This is a genomic window from Microtetraspora sp. NBRC 16547 (genome assembly GCF_030268965.1).
Lineage (GTDB): Bacteria > Actinomycetota > Actinomycetes > Streptosporangiales > Streptosporangiaceae > Microtetraspora.
Genome location: NZ_BSSE01000010.1, coordinates 91935 through 113866, shown reverse-complemented (window position 1 = coordinate 113866; position 21932 = coordinate 91935). Strand labels below are relative to the sequence as shown.

At 70.3% G+C, this 21932-nt stretch carries 22 protein-coding genes; 9 read left to right on the top strand and 13 right to left on the bottom strand.

Features of this window, described 5'->3' with window-relative positions:
• Positions 1 to 2: 2 nt before the first annotated feature.
• A complete protein-coding gene (gene hsaA / locus QSK17_RS16205; RefSeq protein WP_285705590.1) occupies positions 3 to 1169 on the bottom strand; it encodes a 3-hydroxy-9,10-secoandrosta-1,3,5(10)-triene-9,17-dione monooxygenase oxygenase subunit in 1167 nt (388 codons plus the stop codon).
• Positions 1170 to 1372: 203 nt separating this feature from the next.
• Here hsaA and QSK17_RS16200 point away from each other — a divergent pair, with 203 nt between their 5' ends.
• A complete protein-coding gene (locus QSK17_RS16200) occupies positions 1373 to 2497 on the top strand; it encodes a 3-ketosteroid-9-alpha-monooxygenase, oxygenase component (RefSeq protein ID WP_285705589.1) in 1125 nt (374 codons plus the stop codon).
• On the top strand, positions 2494 to 2802 hold the full coding sequence (locus QSK17_RS16195) for a ferredoxin (RefSeq protein WP_285705588.1): 309 nt from the start codon (positions 2494 to 2496) through the stop codon (positions 2800 to 2802). The genes QSK17_RS16200 and QSK17_RS16195 overlap by 4 nt, the downstream gene beginning before the upstream one ends.
• A 68-nt stretch (positions 2803 to 2870) precedes the next feature.
• On the opposite strand, the gene QSK17_RS16190 is transcribed toward QSK17_RS16195, so the two are convergent.
• Together QSK17_RS16190 and QSK17_RS16185 are read right to left on the bottom strand one after the other, a co-directional pair.
• Positions 2871 to 3476, bottom strand: coding sequence for an RloB family protein (locus tag QSK17_RS16190; protein WP_285705587.1), 606 nt, complete (start codon positions 3474 to 3476; stop codon positions 2871 to 2873).
• A gap of 196 nt (positions 3477 to 3672) precedes the next feature.
• On the bottom strand, positions 3673 to 4806 hold the full coding sequence (locus QSK17_RS16185) for an AAA family ATPase (protein ID WP_285705585.1): 1134 nt from the start codon (positions 4804 to 4806) through the stop codon (positions 3673 to 3675).
• Positions 4807 to 5237: 431 nt separating this feature from the next.
• Between QSK17_RS16185 and QSK17_RS16180 the strand changes: the two genes are divergently transcribed.
• Positions 5238 to 5975 (top strand): AAA family ATPase, encoded by a 738-nt coding sequence (locus QSK17_RS16180; RefSeq protein ID WP_285705584.1) that lies wholly within the window; start codon positions 5238 to 5240, stop codon positions 5973 to 5975.
• Positions 5976 to 6100: 125 nt separating this feature from the next.
• Here QSK17_RS16180 and QSK17_RS16175 read toward each other — a convergent pair whose 3' ends face one another.
• Entirely contained in the window at positions 6101 to 6844 is a 744-nt protein-coding gene (locus QSK17_RS16175) for a TetR/AcrR family transcriptional regulator (protein ID WP_285705583.1), read from the bottom strand.
• Between the two features lie 83 nt (positions 6845 to 6927).
• On the opposite strand from QSK17_RS16175, the gene QSK17_RS16170 reads away from it, so the two are divergent.
• The 5 genes from QSK17_RS16170 to QSK17_RS16150 all read left to right on the top strand — a co-directional run bounded on the left by QSK17_RS16170 (position 6928) and on the right by QSK17_RS16150 (position 11327).
• Positions 6928 to 8430 (top strand): MFS transporter, encoded by a 1503-nt coding sequence (locus QSK17_RS16170; protein ID WP_285705582.1) that lies wholly within the window; start codon positions 6928 to 6930, stop codon positions 8428 to 8430.
• A gap of 11 nt (positions 8431 to 8441) precedes the next feature.
• Positions 8442 to 9080, top strand: a complete 639-nt coding sequence (locus QSK17_RS16165) for a DsbA family oxidoreductase (RefSeq protein WP_285705580.1) — start codon at positions 8442 to 8444, stop codon at positions 9078 to 9080.
• Positions 9077 to 9664 (top strand): NADPH-dependent FMN reductase, encoded by a 588-nt coding sequence (locus QSK17_RS16160; protein ID WP_285705579.1) that lies wholly within the window; start codon positions 9077 to 9079, stop codon positions 9662 to 9664. The genes QSK17_RS16165 and QSK17_RS16160 overlap by 4 nt, the downstream gene beginning before the upstream one ends.
• A gap of 17 nt (positions 9665 to 9681) precedes the next feature.
• Positions 9682 to 10431, top strand: a complete 750-nt coding sequence (locus QSK17_RS16155) for an SDR family NAD(P)-dependent oxidoreductase (protein ID WP_285705578.1) — start codon at positions 9682 to 9684, stop codon at positions 10429 to 10431.
• 161 nt (positions 10432 to 10592) lie between these two features.
• Positions 10593 to 11327, top strand: coding sequence for an ATP-binding cassette domain-containing protein (locus QSK17_RS16150; protein WP_352231805.1), 735 nt, complete (start codon positions 10593 to 10595; stop codon positions 11325 to 11327).
• A 76-nt stretch (positions 11328 to 11403) separates the two neighbouring features.
• Here QSK17_RS16150 and QSK17_RS16145 read toward each other — a convergent pair whose 3' ends face one another.
• A complete protein-coding gene (locus tag QSK17_RS16145) occupies positions 11404 to 12444 on the bottom strand; it encodes a helix-turn-helix transcriptional regulator (RefSeq protein ID WP_285705576.1) in 1041 nt (346 codons plus the stop codon).
• 63 nt (positions 12445 to 12507) lie between these two features.
• On the opposite strand from QSK17_RS16145, the gene QSK17_RS16140 reads away from it, so the two are divergent.
• Positions 12508 to 13653, top strand: coding sequence for an epoxide hydrolase family protein (locus tag QSK17_RS16140; protein WP_285705575.1), 1146 nt, complete (start codon positions 12508 to 12510; stop codon positions 13651 to 13653).
• A gap of 36 nt (positions 13654 to 13689) precedes the next feature.
• On the opposite strand, the gene QSK17_RS16135 is transcribed toward QSK17_RS16140, so the two are convergent.
• The 8 genes from QSK17_RS16135 to QSK17_RS16100 form a co-directional block, all read right to left on the bottom strand.
• Positions 13690 to 15195, bottom strand: a complete 1506-nt coding sequence (locus QSK17_RS16135) for an FAD-dependent oxidoreductase (RefSeq protein ID WP_285705574.1) — start codon at positions 15193 to 15195, stop codon at positions 13690 to 13692.
• A 10-nt stretch (positions 15196 to 15205) separates the two neighbouring features.
• Positions 15206 to 16123 (bottom strand): VOC family protein, encoded by a 918-nt coding sequence (locus QSK17_RS16130; RefSeq protein WP_285705573.1) that lies wholly within the window; start codon positions 16121 to 16123, stop codon positions 15206 to 15208.
• 316 nt (positions 16124 to 16439) lie between these two features.
• Entirely contained in the window at positions 16440 to 17240 is an 801-nt protein-coding gene (locus QSK17_RS16125; protein ID WP_285705572.1) for an SGNH/GDSL hydrolase family protein, read from the bottom strand.
• Positions 17237 to 17812, bottom strand: a complete 576-nt coding sequence (locus tag QSK17_RS16120) for a PadR family transcriptional regulator (protein WP_285705571.1) — start codon at positions 17810 to 17812, stop codon at positions 17237 to 17239. Before QSK17_RS16120 ends, QSK17_RS16125 begins: the two co-directional genes overlap by 4 nt.
• A 136-nt stretch (positions 17813 to 17948) precedes the next feature.
• Positions 17949 to 19133 (bottom strand): acyl-CoA dehydrogenase family protein, encoded by a 1185-nt coding sequence (locus tag QSK17_RS16115; protein WP_285705570.1) that lies wholly within the window; start codon positions 19131 to 19133, stop codon positions 17949 to 17951.
• Positions 19130 to 20161, bottom strand: a complete 1032-nt coding sequence (gene dmpG, locus QSK17_RS16110) for a 4-hydroxy-2-oxovalerate aldolase (protein WP_285705569.1) — start codon at positions 20159 to 20161, stop codon at positions 19130 to 19132. The genes QSK17_RS16115 and dmpG overlap by 4 nt, the downstream gene beginning before the upstream one ends.
• Before the next feature lie 27 nt (positions 20162 to 20188).
• Positions 20189 to 21106 carry an acetaldehyde dehydrogenase (acetylating) gene (locus tag QSK17_RS16105; protein WP_285705568.1) on the bottom strand — a complete coding sequence of 306 codons (918 nt, stop codon included), beginning with the start codon at positions 21104 to 21106 and terminating at the stop codon, positions 20189 to 20191.
• Positions 21107 to 21119: 13 nt separating this feature from the next.
• Entirely contained in the window at positions 21120 to 21911 is a 792-nt protein-coding gene (locus QSK17_RS16100) for a 2-keto-4-pentenoate hydratase (protein WP_285705567.1), read from the bottom strand.
• Between the last annotated feature and the right edge of the window lie 21 nt (positions 21912 to 21932).

Below are 21932 nucleotides of genomic sequence, written 5' to 3'. Positions count from 1 at the left end.
GCTCAGATCATGTTGTCCTCTACGGCAAGGCCGAACTCGGCCTTGCCGTACATGGCCAGGGCGCGCTCGACGTCGTTGGCCACGTGGACGCTGCCCGCGTGGGCGTCCCGCCAGGCGCGCTCGATGGGGTTGCCGCGCTGGAGCGAGTTCCCGCCGGCGGTCTTGAACAGGATGTCGATCGCCTCAAGCACCCGCTCGGTGGCGCGCACCTGGTCCCGGCGGGCCCGCAGCCGCAGCTCCATCGGGATCTCCACACCGTCCACGGCGTGCTGGTAGACCTCGCGGACGTTGCGGTCCATCTGCAGGATCGCCGCGTCGATCTCGGAGGCGGCCCGGGCCACCGCCACCTGGGCGAACTGGTCCTCGGCGAACCGGCCGCCGCCGAGGCTGAGCCGTACCCGGTCGCGCATCGCGCCGATGTAGGACGCGTAGCAGCCCGCGACCGCGCCGACCACCGGCGCGGTGATCGCGGACGTGAAGAGGGTCGCGAAGGGCATCCGGTACAGCGGGCCGGTGTTGACCTGCTGACCGGGACCGCGCAGCTGCGCCTGTTCGTAGTTGCGCATCGTTCGGTGCTCGGGGACGAACGCCCGCTCGACGATGATGTCGTTGCTGGCGGTGCCGCGCAGCCCGATCACGTCCCAGACGTCCTCGATCCGGTAGTCCGCGTGCGGGACCACGACGGTCATGAAGTCGACCGGCCTCCCCTCGGCGCCCACGATCAGGCCGCCGACGAGCGCCCACGACGCGTGCTCGCAGCCGGAGGAGAATTTCCACCGCCCGGACAGCTCGTAGCCGCCGTCCACGGGGGTCAGCCGCCCGACCGGCGCGTACGACGAGGCCACCAGCGTGTCGGGGTCGTCGCCCCAGACCTCGTCCTGCGCGGCCTCGGCGAACAGGCCAAGCTGCCACGGGTGGACGCCGAGCACGGAGGCCACCCATCCGGTGGAGCCGCACACCCCGGATATCTCGCGCACGACCTCGTAGAACTTCACGGGATCGCTCTCGGCGCCGCCGTACCTCCTCGGCTGCAGCATGCGGAAGACGCCGGCCTCGACGAGCTCCTGGATCGTCTCCGCCGGAACCCGGCGGTTCTGGTCGGTGGACATGGCCCGCCCCGCGATGGACGGCAGCAGCGCGCGAACCGACTCCAGGACCTCGTTGCTCATGAGTTGCGTCTCCGTGCACTCTCGACATAGGGGCGCAAACCATGATGGTGCGTCGGGTGCGCTGAGCACGACCCGGGGCATCCCGCCCACTGGGACTTCCGGTCCGGCCCCCGGCCGTGGCGACCTACCTTTCCCATCGAGAGAACCTGCGTCCCGAAGGGTGGGGGTCAACAGTGACCGCAGTCGGATCCGAACACGACGGTGTGCGTGCGATCGAAGCCGAGGCCGCGCCTACGCGATTCGCCCGAGGATGGCACTGCCTGGGGTTGTCCAGCCGGTTCACGGACGGCAAGCCGCACACCGTCAAGGCGTTCGGCCAGAAGCTGGTGGTCTTCGCGAGCGGCGACGGGAAGCTGAACGTCCTTGACGCGTACTGCCGGCACATGGGCGGGGACCTGTCTCAGGGAACGATCAAGGGCAACGAGATCGCCTGCCCGTTCCACGACTGGCGCTGGGGCGGCGACGGCAAGTGCAAGAGCATCCCGTACTCCCGCCGCGTCCCGCTGCGCGCCCGTACGGCGGCGTGGACCACGATGGAGCAGGACGGCCTGCTGTTCGTCTGGAACGACCCGGAAGGCAACCCGCCGCCGGCGGACGTCACGATCCCCGTCATCGAGGGCGCGACGCGTGACGACTGGACCGACTGGGTCTGGTCGGAGACGATCGTCCACACGAACTGCCGCGAGGTCGTGGACAACGTCGTCGACATGGCGCATTTCTTCTACGTGCACTACTCGTTCCCGACGTACTTCAAGAACATCTTCGAGGGGCACACGGCCACCCAGATCATGAAGGGCAGCGGCCGTCCGGACGCCCGCCCGCCCGCGAGGAACGGCGAGCCCCAGATGACCGGCAACACCTCCATCGCGACGTACCACGGGCCGTCGTTCATGATCGACGACCTGACGTACCACTACGACACGATGGACATCAAGTCCGTCCTGATCAACGCGCACTACCCGATCGACGCGAACTCGTTCGTGCTGCACTCGGGCATCATCGTGCAGCGCAGCGACGCGCTCGAGGGCGAGGCCGCCGACGTGATGGCCAGGAAGCTGGGCGACTTCATCCTCAAGGGCTTCGACCAGGACATCCAGATCTGGAAGAACAAGACCAGGATCGACAACCCGCTGCTGTGCGAGGAGGACGGGCCGGTCTACCAGCTCCGCCGCTGGTACGAGCAGTTCTACGTGGACGTCGCCGACGTCACACCGGAGATGGTGGAGCGCTTCGAGTACGAGCTCGACACCACCCGGCCGGTGGAGGCGTGGCGCAAGGAGGTCGAGGCCAACCTCGCCCGCCGGGCCGCCGAGAGCCAGCCCGCATGACGATCCGCGAGGACAACCGCCTGCTGGACGGCGCTCCCATGCTGCCGCTTCGGTGCGCGCAGTGCGGCACTCGCGTGCGGGTGCGCAAGTCGAGCTGGCATCAGACGAGCATCCAGTGGGATGCGGAGGCGATGGACGCCTGCCTGGAGCGGCGGGCGTCCACTCCCGGCGGGGGGCCGAACGGCGGCCGGTTCCCCTCCTGCGAGGCACTGCGGCAGACAATCAAGCAGGCCGCACTAGACGGCGCCATCCCCGTGCCGGACGACCACTACGGCCCGGTGGCGACCGTCCCGGAAACGCCGTGACGGTGGCCCTTGCTCGTCCCCGACGCACTGCCGCCAAACGCCTCCTCCCCACCCGGGCCGCGTCGGCGTCACTTCGCATTTCCTTGGATGCCCAGGGTAACGAGCAGGCGCCACACATCCGTGGACGGATCACGATGCAAGATCGGGCACTCAGGGGCGTGCCCCGAGCGTGACGACCACGCCTGGGGAGACCACTGTTCGATGCCACGGCCGACCGGCTCCGTCCACGCACGCCCGGGGGTGCAGCCACCATGAGCGCAGGCGGCGACAAGACGCCGAGCATGGGCCACCGCGTCCCCCTCCCGCCCTCTCAAGGCATCGCGCCGAGCGCCCCCGAGGCCCTTGTCGGCTCTCTTGTCGTAGGTCCTGAAAGCGGTCGCGCCCTTGGCCTGCCGCAACTTCTCGATCACAAGCTTGCTGCTGCCGCTCTGCGCTCCTCCGAACGGCTGGAAGTGCAATAACAGCCAGAGATCGAACGACGGGTGTGAGAAGGCGAGCTCGACGCCCGACGCGGCCGCTGCCGCGACCGCCTGCGGGATGTCATCCCACTGGTCGCGATCGAACAGCGCCCATGCCTCGTCCTCAGAGGCCGCTTCCTGTACTGCCGCGACCACCTCGGAAGGAGTCATCCCGTTCTTGCGATAGACGGGTTGGACCCGGAAAGGCCGCCTCATCCCCCGTCACCGTCTCCGAACTCCTCATTCAGAAATCGGAGATAGTCCGGCTCCGTTGATTCGCCTTCGCAGGCGACATAGACCACGCGCGCCCCACGATGACGAGAGCCTGCCCGCGGTGTCAGGGGACGCTCGTCCTCCATATGCCCGCGCCTTTTCCGCCGTGGCCGTTCCTGCCCCTTCCCCGCCTGTCTACTCATGCCGTCGCCCTCGCCTCCTGCCAGGACAGCTCGCGGGCGATCTCTCCTGCGGTGACCCGTGGCACCCCACCGTAGCGACCCCGCAGATAGCCACGCTCGAGGTTCTCCTCCTTGCGTGGCTTGGCCTCCGTCAACGAGTACAACTCCGTCTCCCCGGAGCGTTTCTTCGCGGTGATCCACACCTGGTCACGGCTCACGGGACGGTCGAGTACCGCGCTGCCCAACAAGGTCGCATCATGCGTGGTGAAGATCAGCTGCGCGCCGCGTGGATTCGACGCGGGATCTTGAAAGACCCGCACGACCTCCGCGGCCAGCGTCGGGTGCAGGCTCGAGTCCAGCTCGTCCACCAGAAGGACGGCTCCCCTGTCAAGCACGGTGAGCATGGGTCCCAGGAAGGCGAACCAGGCGTGTGTGCCGAGTGACTCCTCGGTACGGAATTCCAACGGTGTCTCCCCGCCATCCGGCATGCGATGCCACAGCCTGATCTCGCCGGTCTCAGGGTCGGTGTCCAGGCGGGTGATCCCCAGGTCTGCCGACCGCATCAGTCGCACGATGCGTGGCCGGTAGGTCTCCGCTTGACCCGGCTCCGCGAGAAGACGTCTGGTTTGTTCCACTCGGGCGCCGAAATCGCGCTCCGATGTCACCAGCCACAGATTGTCAAGGAACCAGCGGTGTATCGCCGACAACTGGGGATCGTTGAGTGTGGCTCCCACTGACAGGAACAGCGCGTTCGGACGGGTCAGCCTCACCAGGGACTCCCGCTCCCCCTTGAAGCCCTCGCCCCTGAAGATGAACTCTCCACCCTCCGAATCCGGGCGCCCCGCCTCCCGATCGAACCAGACATTCCGCCGCCCATGCGGATACGCATGAAGCCATTCCGCCTCCACCCGCTCGTCCGACAGTTCGAAGCCATACGTGTAGCGGACACGGTCCTGACCCAGCACGAGATCGACTTCGAACAGGCTCGTCTCCTCCCGGGACGCGGCGTCGAGCTTGAACGGCTGACGGGGAACCGTCCGCGGCTCCTTCGCCCAGTCCGCGAAGGAGTCCCGCACCGCTTCCCTCATGATCCGGAACCCACCGAGCAGATTGGACTTGCCCGACGCGTTGGCTCCGAACACGCCCGCCACCGGCTGGACCAGAACATCCCGCCCACGATGCCGGAGGCCGGTCTCACGGCCCGTTCCCTCGTCGAACTCGGTGGCGATCAGGGACAGCTCATGCTCGTCCCGGATGGAGCGGTGATTGGCCAGCCGGAAACGGATCAGCACGCGAACCTCCTACTGAAACACGGCCCTACACCCCGTCATCTTCATCCTCATGCGTAGAGTCCGCATAGAACAGCCTATGACCCCTCTCTTCTGAGAACCAGAGGGCGGCGACTCCAACAAATCCCGCGTGGATTCACAGGCGCGGGGTCCCGCGGCGGCCGGGGGCGTGCGGCTAGCCTCGGGCGTACGGCGCCCTCGTCGCGGGCCGCCGATGTGGGAGCGCCGCGTGGGGCACGGCCCCGGCCGCGGCCCGTGGATCGGCCGCGACACCCGCGTGGAGGAGGTCTCCCGTGCTGCTCAGCCGCCTGCGCGTTCCCGGCCGGGTGCCCGCGGAGTGGCCGTTCACGCTCCCCGCCGTACGGCACCTGGCCGGACGCGGCGTCCGGCTCACCGCCCCCGTGGCGTTCCTCGTCGGTGAGAACGGCTCGGGGAAGTCCACGATCGTCGAGGCGATCGCCGACGTGTGCGGCATCAACGCGCACGGCGGAAAGGCGGGCACGAAGTACGCCAGCCGTGGCCCCGCCACCCCACTCGGCCGGGTCATCGACGCCGACATGACCGCGGCCGGGCTGCGGCTGCTCCACGGCCCCCGGCTCCGGCGCCGGGCGTTCTTCTTCCGCGCCGAGACGCTGTTCACTCTCGGACAGAACGTCTCCGGCCGGTACGGCTTCTGGGAGGACGACCTGACCGAGCAGTCGCACGGCGAGGGCTTCTTCACAGTCCTGGACCGGATGGTGTCCGGGCCGGGGCTGTACCTGATGGACGAGCCGGAGGCCGCGTTGTCGTTCACCTCGTGCCTGCGGCTGATCGGCCTCATGGACCAGGTGGCCCGCGACGGCGGCCAGATCATCTGCGCCACTCACTCGCCGGTCCTGGCCGGTCTCCCCGGGGCACAGATCCTGGAGCTCGGCGACGAGGGCATCCGCACGGCCGAGTGGGAGGGGTTGCAGCTCGTAAACCACTGGCGCCGCTACCTGGCCAGGCCGGACTTCTACCTTCGGCACGTCCTGTCCGACCCGGCTGACTGAACCTCCCGCGGCCGTACGGCAAGGGCGGCGGCGACGCTCTGCCGGTGCGCCGCCGTTGGCGCGATGCTTGCGGTCCGCTCCCGCACATCGCGCTGCTCCTTCGCAGGAGCGTCACTGCCTCCTGCTCAACGACGACAGAGCGATGGGATGAGCGCGGCGATGGCATCGAGGATCCGGTCGACCCCGTGCCGGAAGCGCTCCTCGGGGCCGAGGTGGGCGGTGCGGGAGTCGAGAACCGATCGGTTGAACAGCGGGAAGGCGCCGGATTCGACGACCTGGCGCACGTACGGCCCCATGTAGTCCCGCTTCCAGCGCCCGGGATCCAGGCCGGTGCGGCGGGCCTCCTCCAGCCAGCCGATCTCCCGGCGGATCGCGCTGTACGTGTAGTCGTTCAGCATGCCGACCAGGCCGGTGATGTCGTCGATGTCGAGCCCGGTCCCGTCGAGCGAGCTGAGCGCGAACTCGTGCACGCGCAGCAGGTTGGGGCCCAGCGTCGGCCGGCTGGTGACTAGCGCGATCAGCCAGGGGTGGCGTAGGCCGGCGGCGCGGATCTGCCGGGCCAGCAGCGTCAGGTCGCCTCGCCAGTCACCGGACGGGCCGCCGGGAAGCTCGATCTCGACCATCGCCAGGTCGATCATGAGGTCGAACAAATCGTCGCGCCGGGGCACGTAGCGGTAGAGCGACATGGCGCCGGTGCCCAGCTCGCCCGCGACCCGCCGCATGGTCGCGGCCTCCACCCCCTCGGCGTCGGCGATCTGGACGGCCGTCCGGGTGATCTGCTCACGGCTGTAGCCGGGGCGCCGTCCCGGCCCGGAGCGCTCGTGCCGCTCCGGCTGCATCCAGATGCTGGTCGGTTCCTCGTCGGCCATGCGCGCCTTCCTTCTATTTGCGTACATAGTACCTGAATGACTATGGTCCATTTCACGTACGAGGTACGCGAAATGGAGGACGTGTGGATCGATCTCTTCGCATGGGCGTGATCGGCGTGATGCTGGGCATGATCACAGCCCCGTTGGACGGCATGATGCTCGGGCCCGCGCTGCCGGCGATCACCAAAGATCTCGGCGGTCTGGAGTACTTCTCCTGGGTGGCGACGGCCTACCTGATCTGCATGGCCGCCTCGACGCCGATCTGGGGGAAACTCGGCGACCTGTACGGCCGCAAGGCGGTCTACATGGCCGCCATCGCGGCCTTCCTGCTGGGGTCCGGGCTGTCGGGAACAGCGCAGGACATGATCCAGCTCATCGGCTTCCGGATGGTGCAGGGCCTGGGCGCAGGCGGCCTGATGACCGGGGCTCTGGCGCTGATCGGTGAGCTGGTGCCGCCCCGGCACAGCGGCAGGCTCATGGGGCTGTTCGGGGTCATGATGCCGATCGCCTTCATCGCCGGGCCGTTGCTCGGGGGCCTGTTCGCCGATGTGGGCTGGCGGTGGGCGTTCTTCGTCAACCTCCCGATCGGCGCGGTCGCCTTGCTGTTCATCGGCGCCGCCGTGCGGCTGGAGCCTCGCCGGATCAGGGCGCGGATCGACTACCCGGGGGCGCTGCTGCTGACGGTGGCGCTGGTGGCGCTGAGCTTGGTCGCCAGCTGGGGCGGCACCCAGTACGCCTGGGGTTCGGTTGCGATCCTTGCCCTGGTCCTGATCGGGCTGACGGCGCTGGTCGCCTTGGTGCACGTGGAACGGCGCGCGGCCGAGCCGATCGTCCCGCTGCGCCTGTTCGCCGACCGCAACTTCACTCTCGCCCAGGTCATCCGCTTCCTCGGCGGCGTCGGCATGGTGGTGGCGGCCACCTTCCTGCCCCAGTACATGCAACTGGTCCACGGCGCCTCGCCGATCGCCAGCGGCCTGCTGATCCTGCCCGCGATGCTCGGCATGGTCGCCGTGCTGATCGGCACCGGCCGGCTGATCAGCCGCACCGGCCGCTACCGGATCTACCCGATCCTCGGCGGCGCCACGGTGGCGGCCGGCATGCTCGCGCTGCTCCTGCTGCGGCCCGGCGTCAACCTGGCGCTCGCCTCCGCTCTGACACTGATCGGCGGGCTCGGGGTGGGCCTGCTGATGCAGTCCACCACGATCATCACCATCAACAGCGCCGCACCGCGCGACATGGGAGCGGCCAGCGGCTCGGTCACCCTCTGGCACACCATGGGCGCCTCGCTGGGCGTGGCCGCCCTGGGTGCCTTGTACACCGCCCGGCTGCAGGACACCCTCATCGACCGCCTCGGCGCGGCAACCGGCGCCCGGATCGCCTCCGGAGAACTGACGCCCGGCGCGCTCGCCGAGCTCCCCCCTGCCGCGCGGGAGGCGGTTCGCCTCGCCGTCTCCGACGGCATCCACGCCATGGCCCTCGGCACCGCCGTGCTGGGCGCCCTCGCCTTCGCGCTGGCCTGGTTCATCCGCGAGGTTCCCTTGCGCGACCGGACCTCGTCGCCCGAACCCGTTACCGCGGCCGCATGAGGCAGCCACCCATGTCACACAGTGTGAAAGTCCAGCTCGTCATGGACGTCATTTGCGTCCACTCCTACCTCGGCTACACCCGCTTCACCCGCGCTGCCGACCGGCTCAGGGCCGAGGGCGTGCAGGTGACGGTGGAGTTCCTGCCCTTCGAACTCGCCCCAGGCGCCCCGGCCGGCGGACGGCCGCTCCTGGCGGTCCTGGAACAGACCTTCGGCCCGCAAGCAGCCGCCGGCGCGCTCGCCTTCGCCGAACGCGCGGCGCGCGAAGGCCTCCGCCTGGAGTACGGCAAGGCGATCGCCACCGGCACCTTCGACGCCCACCGTCTCATCGCCGAGGCCGCGCGCCAGGACAAGGCCGAGCCGATGGCCGAGCGGCTCTTTCGCGCCCACTTCACCGACGGGCTGCACATCGGCGACCCCGCCACCCTCGCCCGGCTCGCCGCCGAGGTCGGTGTCACCACCGGCCACGTGCCTGCCACCGACGTGCGCTCCCGGCTTGACCGGGTACGCCGCCTTGTCCTGTCGCGCGGCATCACCGGCGTACCGGTCTTCCTCATCGAGAACCTGCTCCCGCTCACCGGATCCCCGACCGAGACCACCCTGCTGGCGGCCCTGCGTCAGGCCGCCACCACGAACGGAGAAACATCATGAACACTGACCCGCTGAGGCTGGCCATCATCGTCGGCAGCATCCGCGACGGCCGCCTCGGCCCCACCGTGGCCACCTGGTTCGCCGGCCAGGCCGCCTCCCGCTCGGATCTCGACGTCGACGTGATCGACCTGGCCGACGTGCCGATCGGGTCGAGCGCCCCGTCGATGTCCGTACCGGAGCCGGTGCTGAAGGCCCTGGGAGAGCTGACCCCGCGGCTGGAGGCCGCCGACGCGTTCGTGGTGGTGACCCCCGAGTACAACCACAGCTACCCGGCCGCGCTGAAGAACGCGATCGACTGGCACAACCAGCAGTTCCATGCCAAGCCGGTGGCGTTCGTCTCCTACGGCGGCATCTCCGGAGGCCTGCGCGCGGTGGAGCACTTGCGGGCCGTCTTCGCCGAGCTGCACGCCGTCACCACCCGCGACACCGTCAGCTTCCACGGCGCCTGGGAGTGCTTCGACGGCAACGGACAGCCCAAGGACCCCGTCGGCCCGGCCGCGGCCGCCAAGACTCTCCTGGACCAGGTGACCTGGTGGGCGCGCATCCTGCGCGACGCCAAGACCACCACCCCCTACACCGTATGAACTGGAAGGGCATGATCATGACGAATTTGGACGGAAAGACGGCGCTGGTGACCGGCGCGAGCCGGGGCATCGGCCGCGCGATCGCCACCCGGCTGGCCCGCGAAGGGGCCCGCGTCGGCGTGCACTACGGCGGCAACCACGCGGCCGCCAGGGACACCGTCGCCACCATCGAGGCAGCCGGCGGGCAAGCTTTCGCCGTCAAGGCCGAGCTAGGCGCGCCCGGCGACGCCGAAGCCCTATGGGCCGCCTTCGACGCCCACGCCGACGGGCTGGACATCCTGGTCAACAATGCGGGCATCCTCGGCGGCCAGGCCGAGATCGACGGCGTCACCCGGGAGGGCTTCGAGCACCTGTTCGCCGTCAACACCACAGCCCCGTTCTTCATCACCCAGCTCGCCCTGCCACGGCTACGCGACGGCGGGCGGATCATCACCGTGGGCACCATGCTGACCCGGGGGGCGGCCATGCCCAGAGCGATCGACTACGCCATGTCCAAGGCCGCGCTCGACGTCCTCACCACCGCCCTGGCCAAGCAGCTCGGTCCACGTGGCATCACGGTCAACACCGTGGCACCCGGCGTCATCGACACCGACATGCACCAAGGACGCCTGGTTGGCGAGGCTCTGGCCTGGCTGTCGTCCCAGACGCCCCTCGGCCGGCTGGGCACCCCGCAGGATGTGGCCGACACTGTCGCCTTCCTGGCCTCCGACGACAGCCGCTACATCACCGGACACCGGCTCGACGTCTCAGGCGGGACGACCATGTAGATCCATGCCACCAGGCAACTGAACACTCGTCTGCTCGCTGCGACCCGGTGAGCAGACGAGCGCCCACCCGCGCTGGGCTTGATTATCCGGAACCTGAACGTCAGCGGGCTGATCACGGTGACGGCTCGGCGGCGCCGTCGTAGGCTGGCCCGGCCCAGACGTTGTTGACGAGGAGGTCGATCCGGCCCCGCCACCCCGCTCGGCCGGGTCATCGACGCCGACCTGACCGCGGCCGGGCTGCGGCTGCTCCACGGCCCCCGGCTCCGGCGCCGGGCGTTCTTCTTCCGCGCCGAGACGCTGTTCACCCTCGGGCAGAACATCTCCGGCCGGTACGGCTTCTGGGAGGACGACCTCATCGAGCAGTCGCACGGCGAGGGCTTCTTCACGGTCCTGGACCGGATGGTGTCCGGGCCGGGGCTGTACCTGATGGACCCGTACGGCGAGGGCGGCGGCGACGCAGGCCACGGGCACGACGGGCAGGACGTAGCGGTGGTCGCACCCTGCTGCACTTGATCGGCGGCATGGACCTGCCCGACGCGGGAGAGATCGTCATCGACGATCGGCCGCTGCCACGGCGGAAGCTGGACGCGCACAGGCGCCGCGTGGGCTTCGTCTTCCAGCGCTTCCACCTGTTGCCCGCCCTGAGCGTGCTGGACAACGTGCTCGCCCCGGTCCTGCCGTACCGCGTGGACTTCGACAGGAAGGCGCGGGCCCGCGAGCTCCTCGAGGCGGTGGGGCTGGCGGGGAGAGAACGCGCGACACCTGGCGAACTGTCGGAGGGCAGCAGCAGCGGGTGGCGATCGCCCGCGCGCTCATCGGCAGGCTCGGGTGACCCGCCTGGTCGCCGCACAGCTGAGACACCGCGTCGGACGAACCCTGGTGCTGCTACTCGGTGAACGGTCCTCCGACATGGTCAGGGCCAGCTATCTCTCCGAGATCCACGGGGGATCACCATGGACCAGCTCAGGAAGATCAGGAGCCACTTCCTGGATAGGAGTTCCGCGGGGTGCCTGAGCCACTGGACCTGGACGAGCTCGTAGAGCTCTTCACGCTGCTTCCGGATGATCTGGCAGCGGTGGCGAGGCGGGTGGAGAGAGCGCGGATGCGGTCGACGAGCTCGGGCGGCTCGTGCACGTCGAAGTCGACGTCCATCAGCGCCACCCAGACGGCGAGTTCGTCAAGGTCGTTCGCGCCGCTGGACAAGGTGCAGGACCGCTCGTCGATCGGCTCGATCGTCCCCACCGTGGCCGGCATGTGCTCGGCGACGACCTCGGCCGGAGCGTGCATCGTGAAGCGGCCCTGGTACCGATAGGGGGCGCTGGAGATCGACCGGGACATGTAGGCCGCCAGGTCGGAGTCGGGCGGGTCGCGGGGGACGAACCGCGGTCCGTTCGGCGTCCGCAGGGTCAGGCGGTCCACCCGGTAGGTGCGCCAGTCGGCCCGGCCGGTGTCCCAGCCCAGCAGGTACCAGTGCCGCCCCGAATGGACGAGCCGGTAGGGCTCGGCGGCGCGGACGCTCTCCTGCCCGTCGTGCGTCCGGTAGTCGAACCGCAGGGTCTCGTGGTCGCGGCAGGCGGCGGCGATCGCGCTCAGGGACGCCGGGTCCACCACCGAAGCCGCCCGTCCCATCGGCACGGTCATCGACTGCAGCGCGTGCACGCGATGCCGGAGCCGGGACGGCAGCACCCGCTCCAGCTTGGCCAACGCCCGCATGGACGTCTCCTCGATCCCCGACACCGAGCCCCCGGCCGCCGTCCGCAGCCCCACCGCGACCGCCACCGCCTCGTCGTCGTCCAACAGGAGCGGCGGCAGGTCCGTGCCTGCGCCGAGCTGGTAGCCGGGCGCGCCCGCGGTGGCGTGCACGGGATAGCCGAGCTCGCGCAGCCGCCCGACGTCACGGCGGACGGTCCGCGCGGTCACGCCGAGCCGCTCCGCCAGTTCCGCACCCGACCACTCCCGGTGGGTCTGCAGGAGCGAGAGCAGTCTGAGCAACCGGGCCGATGTCTCCAACATGTTCTCCAGATTGCCCTATTCCTAGGACTGACCCTGTCCTAACCCGTCTCTAGCGTGTTCTCCATGACGTTCACCACGGAGATCAGCCCGTTCCGTATCGACATCCCGCAGTCCGCGCTCGACGACCTGCACGACCGGCTGGCGCGCACCCTCTGGCCCGACGAGCTGCCCGGCGTCGGCTGGTCGTACGGCATCCCGGTCTCGTACGTGCAGCGGCTGGCCGAGTATTGGCGCAGCGGATACGACTGGCGAAAGCACGAGGCGGCGCTCAACGAGTACCCGCAGTTCACCACCGAGATCGACGGCCAGAACATCCACTTCCTGCACGTGCGGTCCCCCGAACCGGACGCGCTGCCGCTGGTCCTCACCCACGGCTGGCCCGGCTCGATCGTCGAGTTCATGAAGGTCATCGGCCCGCTCACCGACCCCCGCGCCCACGGCGGCGACCCCGCCGACGCCTTCCACGTCGTCGCCCCGTCCATCCCCGGCTTCGGCTTCTCCGGTCCCACCCGCCAGACCGGCTGGGACCTGCGCCGGGTCGCCCGCGCGTGGGCCGAGCTGATGAGCCGCCTCGGCTACGAGCGCTACGGCGCCCAGGGCGGCGACAGCGGCTCGGTCATCTCCCCCGAGCTCGGCCGCGTCGCCCCCGACCGGGTGGCCGGCGTGCACGTCAACGGCGCGCTCGGCTTCCCGACCTTCGACCCGGCCGAGATGGAGGGCCTCACCGAGACCGAGCAGGCCCGCATGCAGATCTACGCCGACGACGACCGCTCCGGCTACGCGATCATCCAGGCCACCCGGCCGCAGACCGTCGCCTTCGGCCTGCACGACTCCCCCGCCGCCCAGCTGGCCTGGATCGTGGAGAAGTTCAAGGAGTGGACCGACCCCGCGCACGACCTGCCCGAGGAGGCGGTCGACCTTGACCAGATGCTCACCGACGTGACGATCTACTGGCTGACCCGCACCGCCGCCTCGTCCGCCCGGCTCTACAAGGAGGGCTCGGCACAGTGGGGGATGCCGGTCGAGCGCTCGGAGGTCCCGCACGGGGTCGCGGTCTTCCCCGGCGACGGCGGGATCCGGCGTGTCGCCGAGCGCGAGCACAATGTGATCCACTGGTCGGAGTTCGACCGGGGCGGTCACTTCGCCGCCATGGAGGCCCCCGACCTGCTGGTCGACGACGTCCGGGCGTTCTTCCGGAAGGTCCGCTGACCACGGGCTCCGCGTGGCGGCTGTGATCAGGCTCGCCTACCCCTCGGTGACGAGGGTGCCCCCGGGGAGCGGCCGTCCCGCGGCGGCGCGCCCGGCCCTGCGGCCGAAGAAGGTGCCGTCGCCGAGCGAGGTGCCGCTGATGTAGCCGTCGCCGTGGATGCCGGAGCTGGCCCGGCCCGCGGCGTACAGCCCCGGGATCGGGCGGCCCGACTGGTCGAGCACGGCGCCGTCCACGGTGGTGTGCAGACCGCCGAGCGTGAAGCCGGCGACGCCCGTGCCGGAGCTCTCCCGGTCCCCGGCGCCGAAGCCGCGGCGCGGGTCGATCGCGGCGTACGGCGGCCTGAGCGGCCGGAGCCATTTGGCGTCCTTGTGGAAGTAGGGGTCCTCGCCCCGCTCCGCGTGCCGGTTGTAGACGCCGACCGTCGACTCCAGCGCGCCGGGCGGCATGCCGAGCGACTCCTCCAGCTCCGTGAGCGTCTCCGCGACGAACCGCGGGCGCACGCCCCACAGGTCCCGCTTGGGGATGTCCTCGTAGCCCTCCTCATCGAGGATCGCCCAGTAGGGCCCCGGCTGGTGCAGCACGGCGGCGACGCTGAACAGGCCCGGGTAGACGTCCTCGTTGACGAACCGCTGCCCGAGCCCGTTGACGAGCATGCCGCGGGTGAGCATCGCGGGCAGGGCCGTCAGCGCGATCTCCACGACCGACATGCGGCGGGTGGCGGCGCCGGCCGCGGCCGCCATCCGGATGCCGCTCCCGTCGTCGAGGCCGTCGCTGACCTTGCCGTGGCCGAGGAGCACGGGGGCGTGCTGCCTGAGCAGCTCCTCCGAGTCGACGAATCCACCGGTCGTGAGGATGACCGCCCTGCGCGCGCGGTAGGTCAGCGGCGCGCCGTACCTGCGGGCCACTACGCCGGCCACCCGGCCGTCGTCGCCGATCACCAGGTTCGTGGCCTGGGTGTCCGCGTGGGCGACGGCGCCCGCCTCCGTGGCGGCCGCGACCAGTTTCTCCATGATCATCCATCCGCCGAACGACTCGGTCGCCGGACGGTGGCCGCGCGGCGCCGGGCGAGCGATCGTGTTGTACGGCCAGGCGTTCTCGCCCAGCCACATCAGCCCGTCCTGGGTCGGCGGCATCCAGCTCGGCGCGTCGTAGAGGCTCTCGTTGAAGGTCAGCCCGCGTTCGCGGAACCACTCGAAGTGCTCGACGCTCCCGTCGCAGTAGAGGCGCAGCTTCTCCTCGTCGGCGTGCGGCCCGAGCGCGGCCATCAGGTAGGCGAACATGTCGTCCGGCGTGTCCTCGAAGCCGCACGCCTTCTGCACCGCCGTGCCGCCGCCGAGGTACAGCTCGCCGCCCGACACGGCGGACGAGCCTCCGGGGCCGCCTGCGCGTTCGAGCACGAGCACGTCGGCGCCGGCCGCGGCCGCCTCGTACGCGGCGGCCGCGCCGGCGCAGCCGAACCCGACGACGAGCACATCGCATTCGTGGTCGAACCCGGCGACGGACGCCGCCGGGACCGGCTCGACCGGGGGGAGGGAGCTCACGAAACCACCCTCAGGACCGTGGGACGAAGGCGGCGAGCGGCTCGGAGCCGGACCAGTCGTGCCCCCAGTAGCTGTCGGCGGTGATCTCCTCGGCGGTGTAGTACGTCTCGTCGACGAGCATCCCGTCGCAGCCGTACTCGATGTCCCAGCCTCCGGGGGCGCGGACGTAGAACGACACCATCTTGTCGTTGGTGTGCCGGCCCAGCGTCGAGGAGATGGAGAAGCCGAGCTCGCGCACCCTGTCCAGGGCCATCCCGACCGCGTCGAGGGTGTCGACCTCGACCATGAGGTGGACCAGGCCGGGCTCCTCGCCGTGCGGCGCGGGGCAGACGGCGAGGCTGTGGTGACGCTGGTTGACGCCCATGAAACGGATGCGCATCACGGGCACGCCGCCCTGGCCGCCGCCGACCTTCATGGCGCCGCGCGGGAGGAAGCCGAGCACCTCCGTGTAGAAGGAGACGGTCTCCTGCATCGCGGTGGTCGGCAGGACCACGTGGCCCATCCCCTGCGGGCCGGTGACGAACCGCTGGCCCCTGCCGGTGAGCACCGGGCTGTGGTCGAGGACGGGGCCGAAGAAGACCTCGACCGGCGTGCCGGCCGGGTCCTCGAAGGCGATGACCTGCTCGGCGGAGCGCTCGGCAGCCGCGGCCTCCGACAGCACCTTGACGGCCGTACCGGCGGCCTCGACCGCGCGGCCCACCGCGGCGAGCGCGAACTGGTCGCGCACCTCCCAGCCGACGGCGAGCACCCGGTCGGAGTCGCCGGGCAGCACGATCAGCCGCGCCTGGCGCTCGTCCATCCGCAGGTACAGGCCGTCGGGATCGGGGCCGATCCCCTCGGCGAAGCCGAGGCCGTCGATCACGAGTTCGCGCCACCGGGCGATGTCCCGTGTCTGGACCTTCAGATAGCCGAGCCCTCGGATCTGCATCACTGTCCTCAATCCAATCTGCCGGCGCCTCGGTCGAGCGTGGAACTCGTCCGGTCCGCCCCCCGGACAGGGCGGTCCTCTCTGTTCCCCAAGGTGACAGAGCCGCCGCCGGGCCGCCCCCGGCCTCCCGCTCAGTGAGATCCCCGCCCGCGGACTAGTGCCCCAACCGGCAAGGTTTGCCCGGAAGGAGCGGTGTCCAGGGTGGTGCATCGCAAGGCGGAGGAGGAGGTCGTAGCGGAGCCTACGGCCGACGACGACAACGCAGCGAGGTGCCGCCCTGGGCGACGCGACGGGGCAAAGATTGCCGGGCGGGGCACTAGGTGTGCTGTCCAGGCAGCACCTGATCACCCCACTCCGTCACCGGAGCGAGGAGAGGGCGCTTGGCCGTGCGGCCGTCGCCCGACGAGCGGCCACGCAGACGGCGGCCGATCCACGGCCCCGCGAACGTGGCCAGCCAGCGCAGCTCCGCCCGCGACTTTTGCCACACGCTCGGGGCAGCCAGCGGGGGAAGCGGCGACATCCAGGTGTCATCGCTGCCCGGCAGGGCCAGGGCGTGCGCCATGGCGGCGGCGATCCGGGCGTGGCCGAGCGGGCTGGCGTGCAGCCGGTCCTCGCTCCAGATCCTGGCGTCGGTGGTGAACGCGAGCGGGTACGTGTCGATCACGGTGACCCCATGACGGGCGGCGGCCTCGCGGATGCGTTGATTCATGTCGAGCACGCGGGGCAGGAGCGGGCGGGCCAGCGGGGCGATCTTGCCGATGTCGGGGAAGGTCACGGTGATCACGTGGGCGCCGGCGGCGGTCAGGGCGGCGTACATGTCTTCCAGCGCGCCCGTCACCTCGGCGGCGTCGAAGCCGGGCCGGATGATGTCGTTCATTCCCGCCATGACCGTGGCCAGGTCGGGGCGGAGCTCCAACGCGGCGGGCAGTTGCTCGTCGCGGATCCGGGCGGCCTGGCGGCCCCGTACGGCGAGGTTGGCGTAGAGCAGGCCAGGGTTGGCGCGGGCCAGGTGCTCGGCCAGCCGGTCGGCCCAGCCGCGGTGTCCGCGCACGTCGTCGCGGTCGCCCAGGCCCTCGGTCTGGCTGTCGCCGAGGGCGACGTATCGGTGGTGGGTCACGACGGCTCCTCTCCGGCTCGGGCGGCGCGCTCGCTCAGCGTCTCGGCGGTCTGCAGGCACCAGTCACGCATCTCCCGCTCCAGCCGGCAGCCTCCCAGGCAGGTGAGGTACGGGCCGACGCGCTCGCCCCGGCGCAGGAACGACTCCTCGTCCATGTCGCCGCGCAGGCGCACCAGCATCTTCTCGAACAGCGCGAGCTTGGCCTCGGCCTCCTCAGCACGCCGGCGGAGCTGGTCGATCAGGGACGCCGGGTCGAGCACGTCGACCGCGTGGACCTTCACGATCAGGTCGTCGCGGATGAGCAGGGGCTTGGCCGGGGCCGCGGCGTAGGCGGCCAGCTCGTTCATCCCGGCCTCGGTCACGGTGAAGACCCGCTTGTTGGGGCGTTCCCGCTGGACCACCTCCCGCCCCGCCACCAGGCCGTCGGACTCCAGCTTGGCCAGCTCGGCGTAGAGCTGCTGGGGGGCGGCGTACCAGAAATTGGAGACGCCCACTTCGAAGATCTTGGTCAGCTGATAACCGCTGTACTCGCCGTCCAGCAGCGCCGCGAGCACCGCGTGTCGCAGAGCCATCGGCTAGCCGCACTCATGATGATGAATAGTCATGGATATGACTATAAATGCCGCGGGCGGCTGGGGCCAGTGGCCGGCGAGGGCCGGCCCCAGCTCACCTGTCCGAAGCCGGACCGGTCACCCTGGGACAGCCGATCTAGATCATGGAGCGCATCGGGCCGTGGGGCGGCTCGATGTCGAGCTGGGTCAGCGCGGACACGTGGAAGACCGCACCGGGCACGTGGATGGCGTGTGCCAGGCCCATGTGCGCGTCCCGCCAGAAACGCTGGATCGGGTTGTCCATGCGCATGGCGTTTCCTCCCGAGCGGGCCACGATCTCGTCGACCGCGCGCACCGCGCGCCAGGCCGCCGCGACCTGGGTCCGCCGGCCGACCGCGCGCTCGTCGAAGGTGACCTCGCGGCCGGAGGCCACGAGGTCGTACATCCGCGAGACGTTGTCGAGCAGCGCCGACCGGGCCGCCGCGATCTCGGCCGCAGCCTCGCTGATCGCGAACAGCACGTACGGATCGTCCTTGATCTTCGTCCCGGTGACCTGGACCCGGCCCTTCTGGTACGCCATGTGGTGCGCGAGCGCGCCCTCGGCGATGCCGATCACCGAGGCCGTGATGCCGAGGGGGAACGCGGCCGAGAACGGCAGGTGGTAGGTCGGGTTTGTCAGCCCCGCCTCCCTGGCCGCGGAGCCGTTCACGACCTTGTTGTACTGCAGGACCCGGTACTCCGGGACGAACGCGTCCTTGACGATGATGTCCTTGCTGCCGGTGCCGCGCAGGCCGACCACGTCCCAGGAGTCCTCCACGATCTGGTAGTCCGATCGCGGCAGGATCAGGTGCATCAAGACGGGCGGCTGGGCCATCTTGCCCTCGTCGTCACCGAGGAAGCCGCCGAGGAAGATCCAGTCGCAGTGGTCGGTGCCGGACGAGAACTGCCAGCGGCCGTTGAAGACGTATCCGCCGTCCACCGGCCGGGCGACGCCCATCGGCGCGTACGGCGAGGCGATCCACGTGTCCTGGTTCTCGCCCCAGATCTCCTCCTGCACCTTCGGGTCGGCGAACGCCATCTCCCACGGGTGCACGCCGACGACACCGGCGACCCACCCGGTCGAGCCGTCGAGGCTGGCGATCTTTATCACTGTCTCGGCGAAGTCCCGGGGGTGGAACTCGAATCCGCCGTAGGTCTTCGGCTGGAGCATCCGGATGACGCCGGATTCGCGCAGCACCTTGGCCGCCTGGTCGTCCAGCCGGCCGAGCGCCTCGTTCGAGGTGCCGAGAGCGCGGAGCTCCTCCGCGCGCTGCGTGACCGCCTCGAGTACCTGGTTCGTCATGCCTCTTCCCGCTTCCCCGCGAGTGCGACCGCGATTTCGATGAGCTGGTCTTCCTGTCCGCCGACGAGCTTGCGCCGCCCGGCCTCGACGAGGATCTCGGCGCCCGAGACCCCGTACTTCCCGGCCTGGCGGTCGGCGTGCTTCAGGAAACTGGAGTAGACCCCGGCGTAGCCCATGGTCAGCGTGAGCCGGTCGAGCAGGCACTCGCCGTCCATGATCGGGCGTACGACGTCCTCGGCGGCGTCGATGATCTTCAGGGTGTCGATGCCGGTGCGGATGCCGAGCTTCTCGGCGACCGCGGCGAACGCCTCGACGGGGGTGTTGCCGGCCCCGGCCCCGAACCTGCGGGTCGAGCCGTCGATCTGGAGGGCGCCCGCGCGTACGGCGAGCACGGAGTTGGCGACCCCGAGGCCGAGGTTCTCGTGACCGTGGAAGCCGACCTGGGCGTCCGCCCCGAGCTCGGCGACCAGGGCGGAGATCCGGTCGCTGGTCTGCTCCATGATGAGCGCGCCGGCGGAGTCGACGACGTACACGCACTGGCAGCCGGCGTCGGCCATGATCCGCGCCTGCTTGGCCAGGACCTCCGGCGGCTGGCTGTGCGCCATCATCAGGAAGCCGACGGTCTCCAGGCCGAGGTCCCTGGCCAGCCCGAAGTGCTGGACGGAGATGTCCGCCTCGGTGCAGTGCGTGGCGATCCGGCAGACGCTCGCGCCGTTCCCGGCGGCCTCGCGGATGTCGTCCTGCACGCCCAGGCCGGGCAGCATCAGGAACGCGATCTTCGCCCCCTTGGCGGTCTTGACCGCCGTCTTGATCAGCTCCTGCTCGGGCGTGTGGCTGAAGCCGTAGTTGAACGACGAGCCGCCGAGCCCGTCGCCGTGCGTGACCTCGATGACCGGCACGCCGGCGTCGTCGAGGGCGCCGACGATGGACCGGACGTGCTCGACCGTGAACTGGTGCTGCTTGGCGTGCGAGCCGTCACGCAACGACGAGTCGGTGACCCGGATGTCGAGGTCGGCGCTGTAAGGCATGGCAGGGTCTCCTTGTACGTAGGCGAACTAGGACGGCACGCGCTCGGAGACAACGCGCTGCGCGAAGCCCTCACCGACCTTGGTGGCGGCGGCGGTCATGATGTCGAGGTTGCCGGAGTACGGCGGGAGGAAGTCGCCGGCGCCCTCGACCTCCAGGAAGACCGCGACGCGGGCCAGCCCTCCACTCACCGGCGTCGGGTCGTCGAACTGCGGCTCGGCGCGCAGCCGGTAGCCGGGCACGTACGCCGCCACGGTGGCGACCATGTCGGTGATCGAGGTGGCGACGGCGTCGCGGTCGGCGTCCACGGGGATCGCGCAGAAGACCGTGTCCTGCATGAGCATCGGCGGTTCGGCCGGGTTGAGGATGATGATCGCCTTGCCGCGCGCGGCGCCGCCGATCGTCTCGATGCCGCGGCTGGTGGTCTTCGTGAACTCGTCGATGTTGGCCCGCGTGCCGGGGCCGGCCGACGGGGAGGCGACGCTGGCGACGATCTCGGCGTAGGCGACCTCGGTGACCCGGGAGACCGCGTACACGATCGGGATCGTGGCCTGGCCGCCGCAGGTGATCAGGCTGACGTTGGGCGCGTCTAGGTGGGCGCCGAGGTTGACCGCGGGCACGACGGCGGGGCCGAGCGCGGCCGGGGTCAGGTCGACGGCCTTGATGCCGAGCGCCGCGTACTTCGGCGCGTTCTCCTTGTGGATGTACGCGGAGGTGGCCTCGAACACGAGGTCGGGCCGCTCGTCCTGGGCGAGCAGCCAGTCGACGCCCTCGGCCGAGGCGATCAGGCCGTGCGCGTCCGCCCGCTTGAGGCCGGGGCTGTCGGGGTCCACGCCGATCATCCAGCGCGGCTCGATCAGGTCGGAGCGGAGCAGCTTGTACATCAGGTCGGTCCCGATGTTGCCCGAGCCGACGATGGCGGCGGTCGCCTTGGTCACTGTCTCCACCTAATTCTCCACGTCATTCGAATCGAGCGGTCACGGAGCCGAGCCCGGCGAACTCGGCGCGGAAGGTGTCCCCGGGGCGCACGTCCACGGCGCGGGTGCAGGATCCGGGGAGGATCACGTGCCCGGCTTCGAGCTTCACTCCGAAGGAGGCGACCTTCCTGGCCAGCCAGGCCACGGCGGTGGTCGGGTTCCCCAGCACCGCGTCGGTGTTGCCGCGGGCGACCTCGGTCTCACCGGAGCGGGAGTACAGCACCGCCTCGATGCCGGACGGGTTCAGCTCCTTGGGGCTCACCCGGGCCGCGCCGAGGAGCACCCCCGCGGAGGACGCGTTGTCGGCGATGGTGTCGGCGAGCCCGATCTTCCAGTCGGTGATCCGGCTGTCGATGAGCTCGATGCTCGGCACGATGTACTCGGTGGCGGCGAGGACGTCCTCCTCGGTGCAGTTTTCGCCCGGCAGGCTCGCGCCGAGCACGTAGCCGATCTCGACCTCGATCCGCGGGTAGCAGTACGCGCCGGTCTCGATGGGCGTGTCCTCCGACAGCACCATGGTGTCGAGCAGGTGCCCGTAGTCGGGCTCGTCGACGCCCATCATCCGCTGCATCACCAGGGAGGACAGCCCCACCTTGTGCCCGTAGACCCGGGCTCCGGCGGCGAGCCGCCTGCGGATGTTGATCAGCTGGATCTCGTACGCGTCGACGACGTCGATGTCCGGGAGGGACTCGGTCAGCGGACCGATCGGCTTCCGCTCCCGCTGTGCCGCCCACAGCCGGTCGGCCGCGGACTCGCGTTGTGCCGCCTCCAGCATCCACTTCCTCCTGGGTCGTCG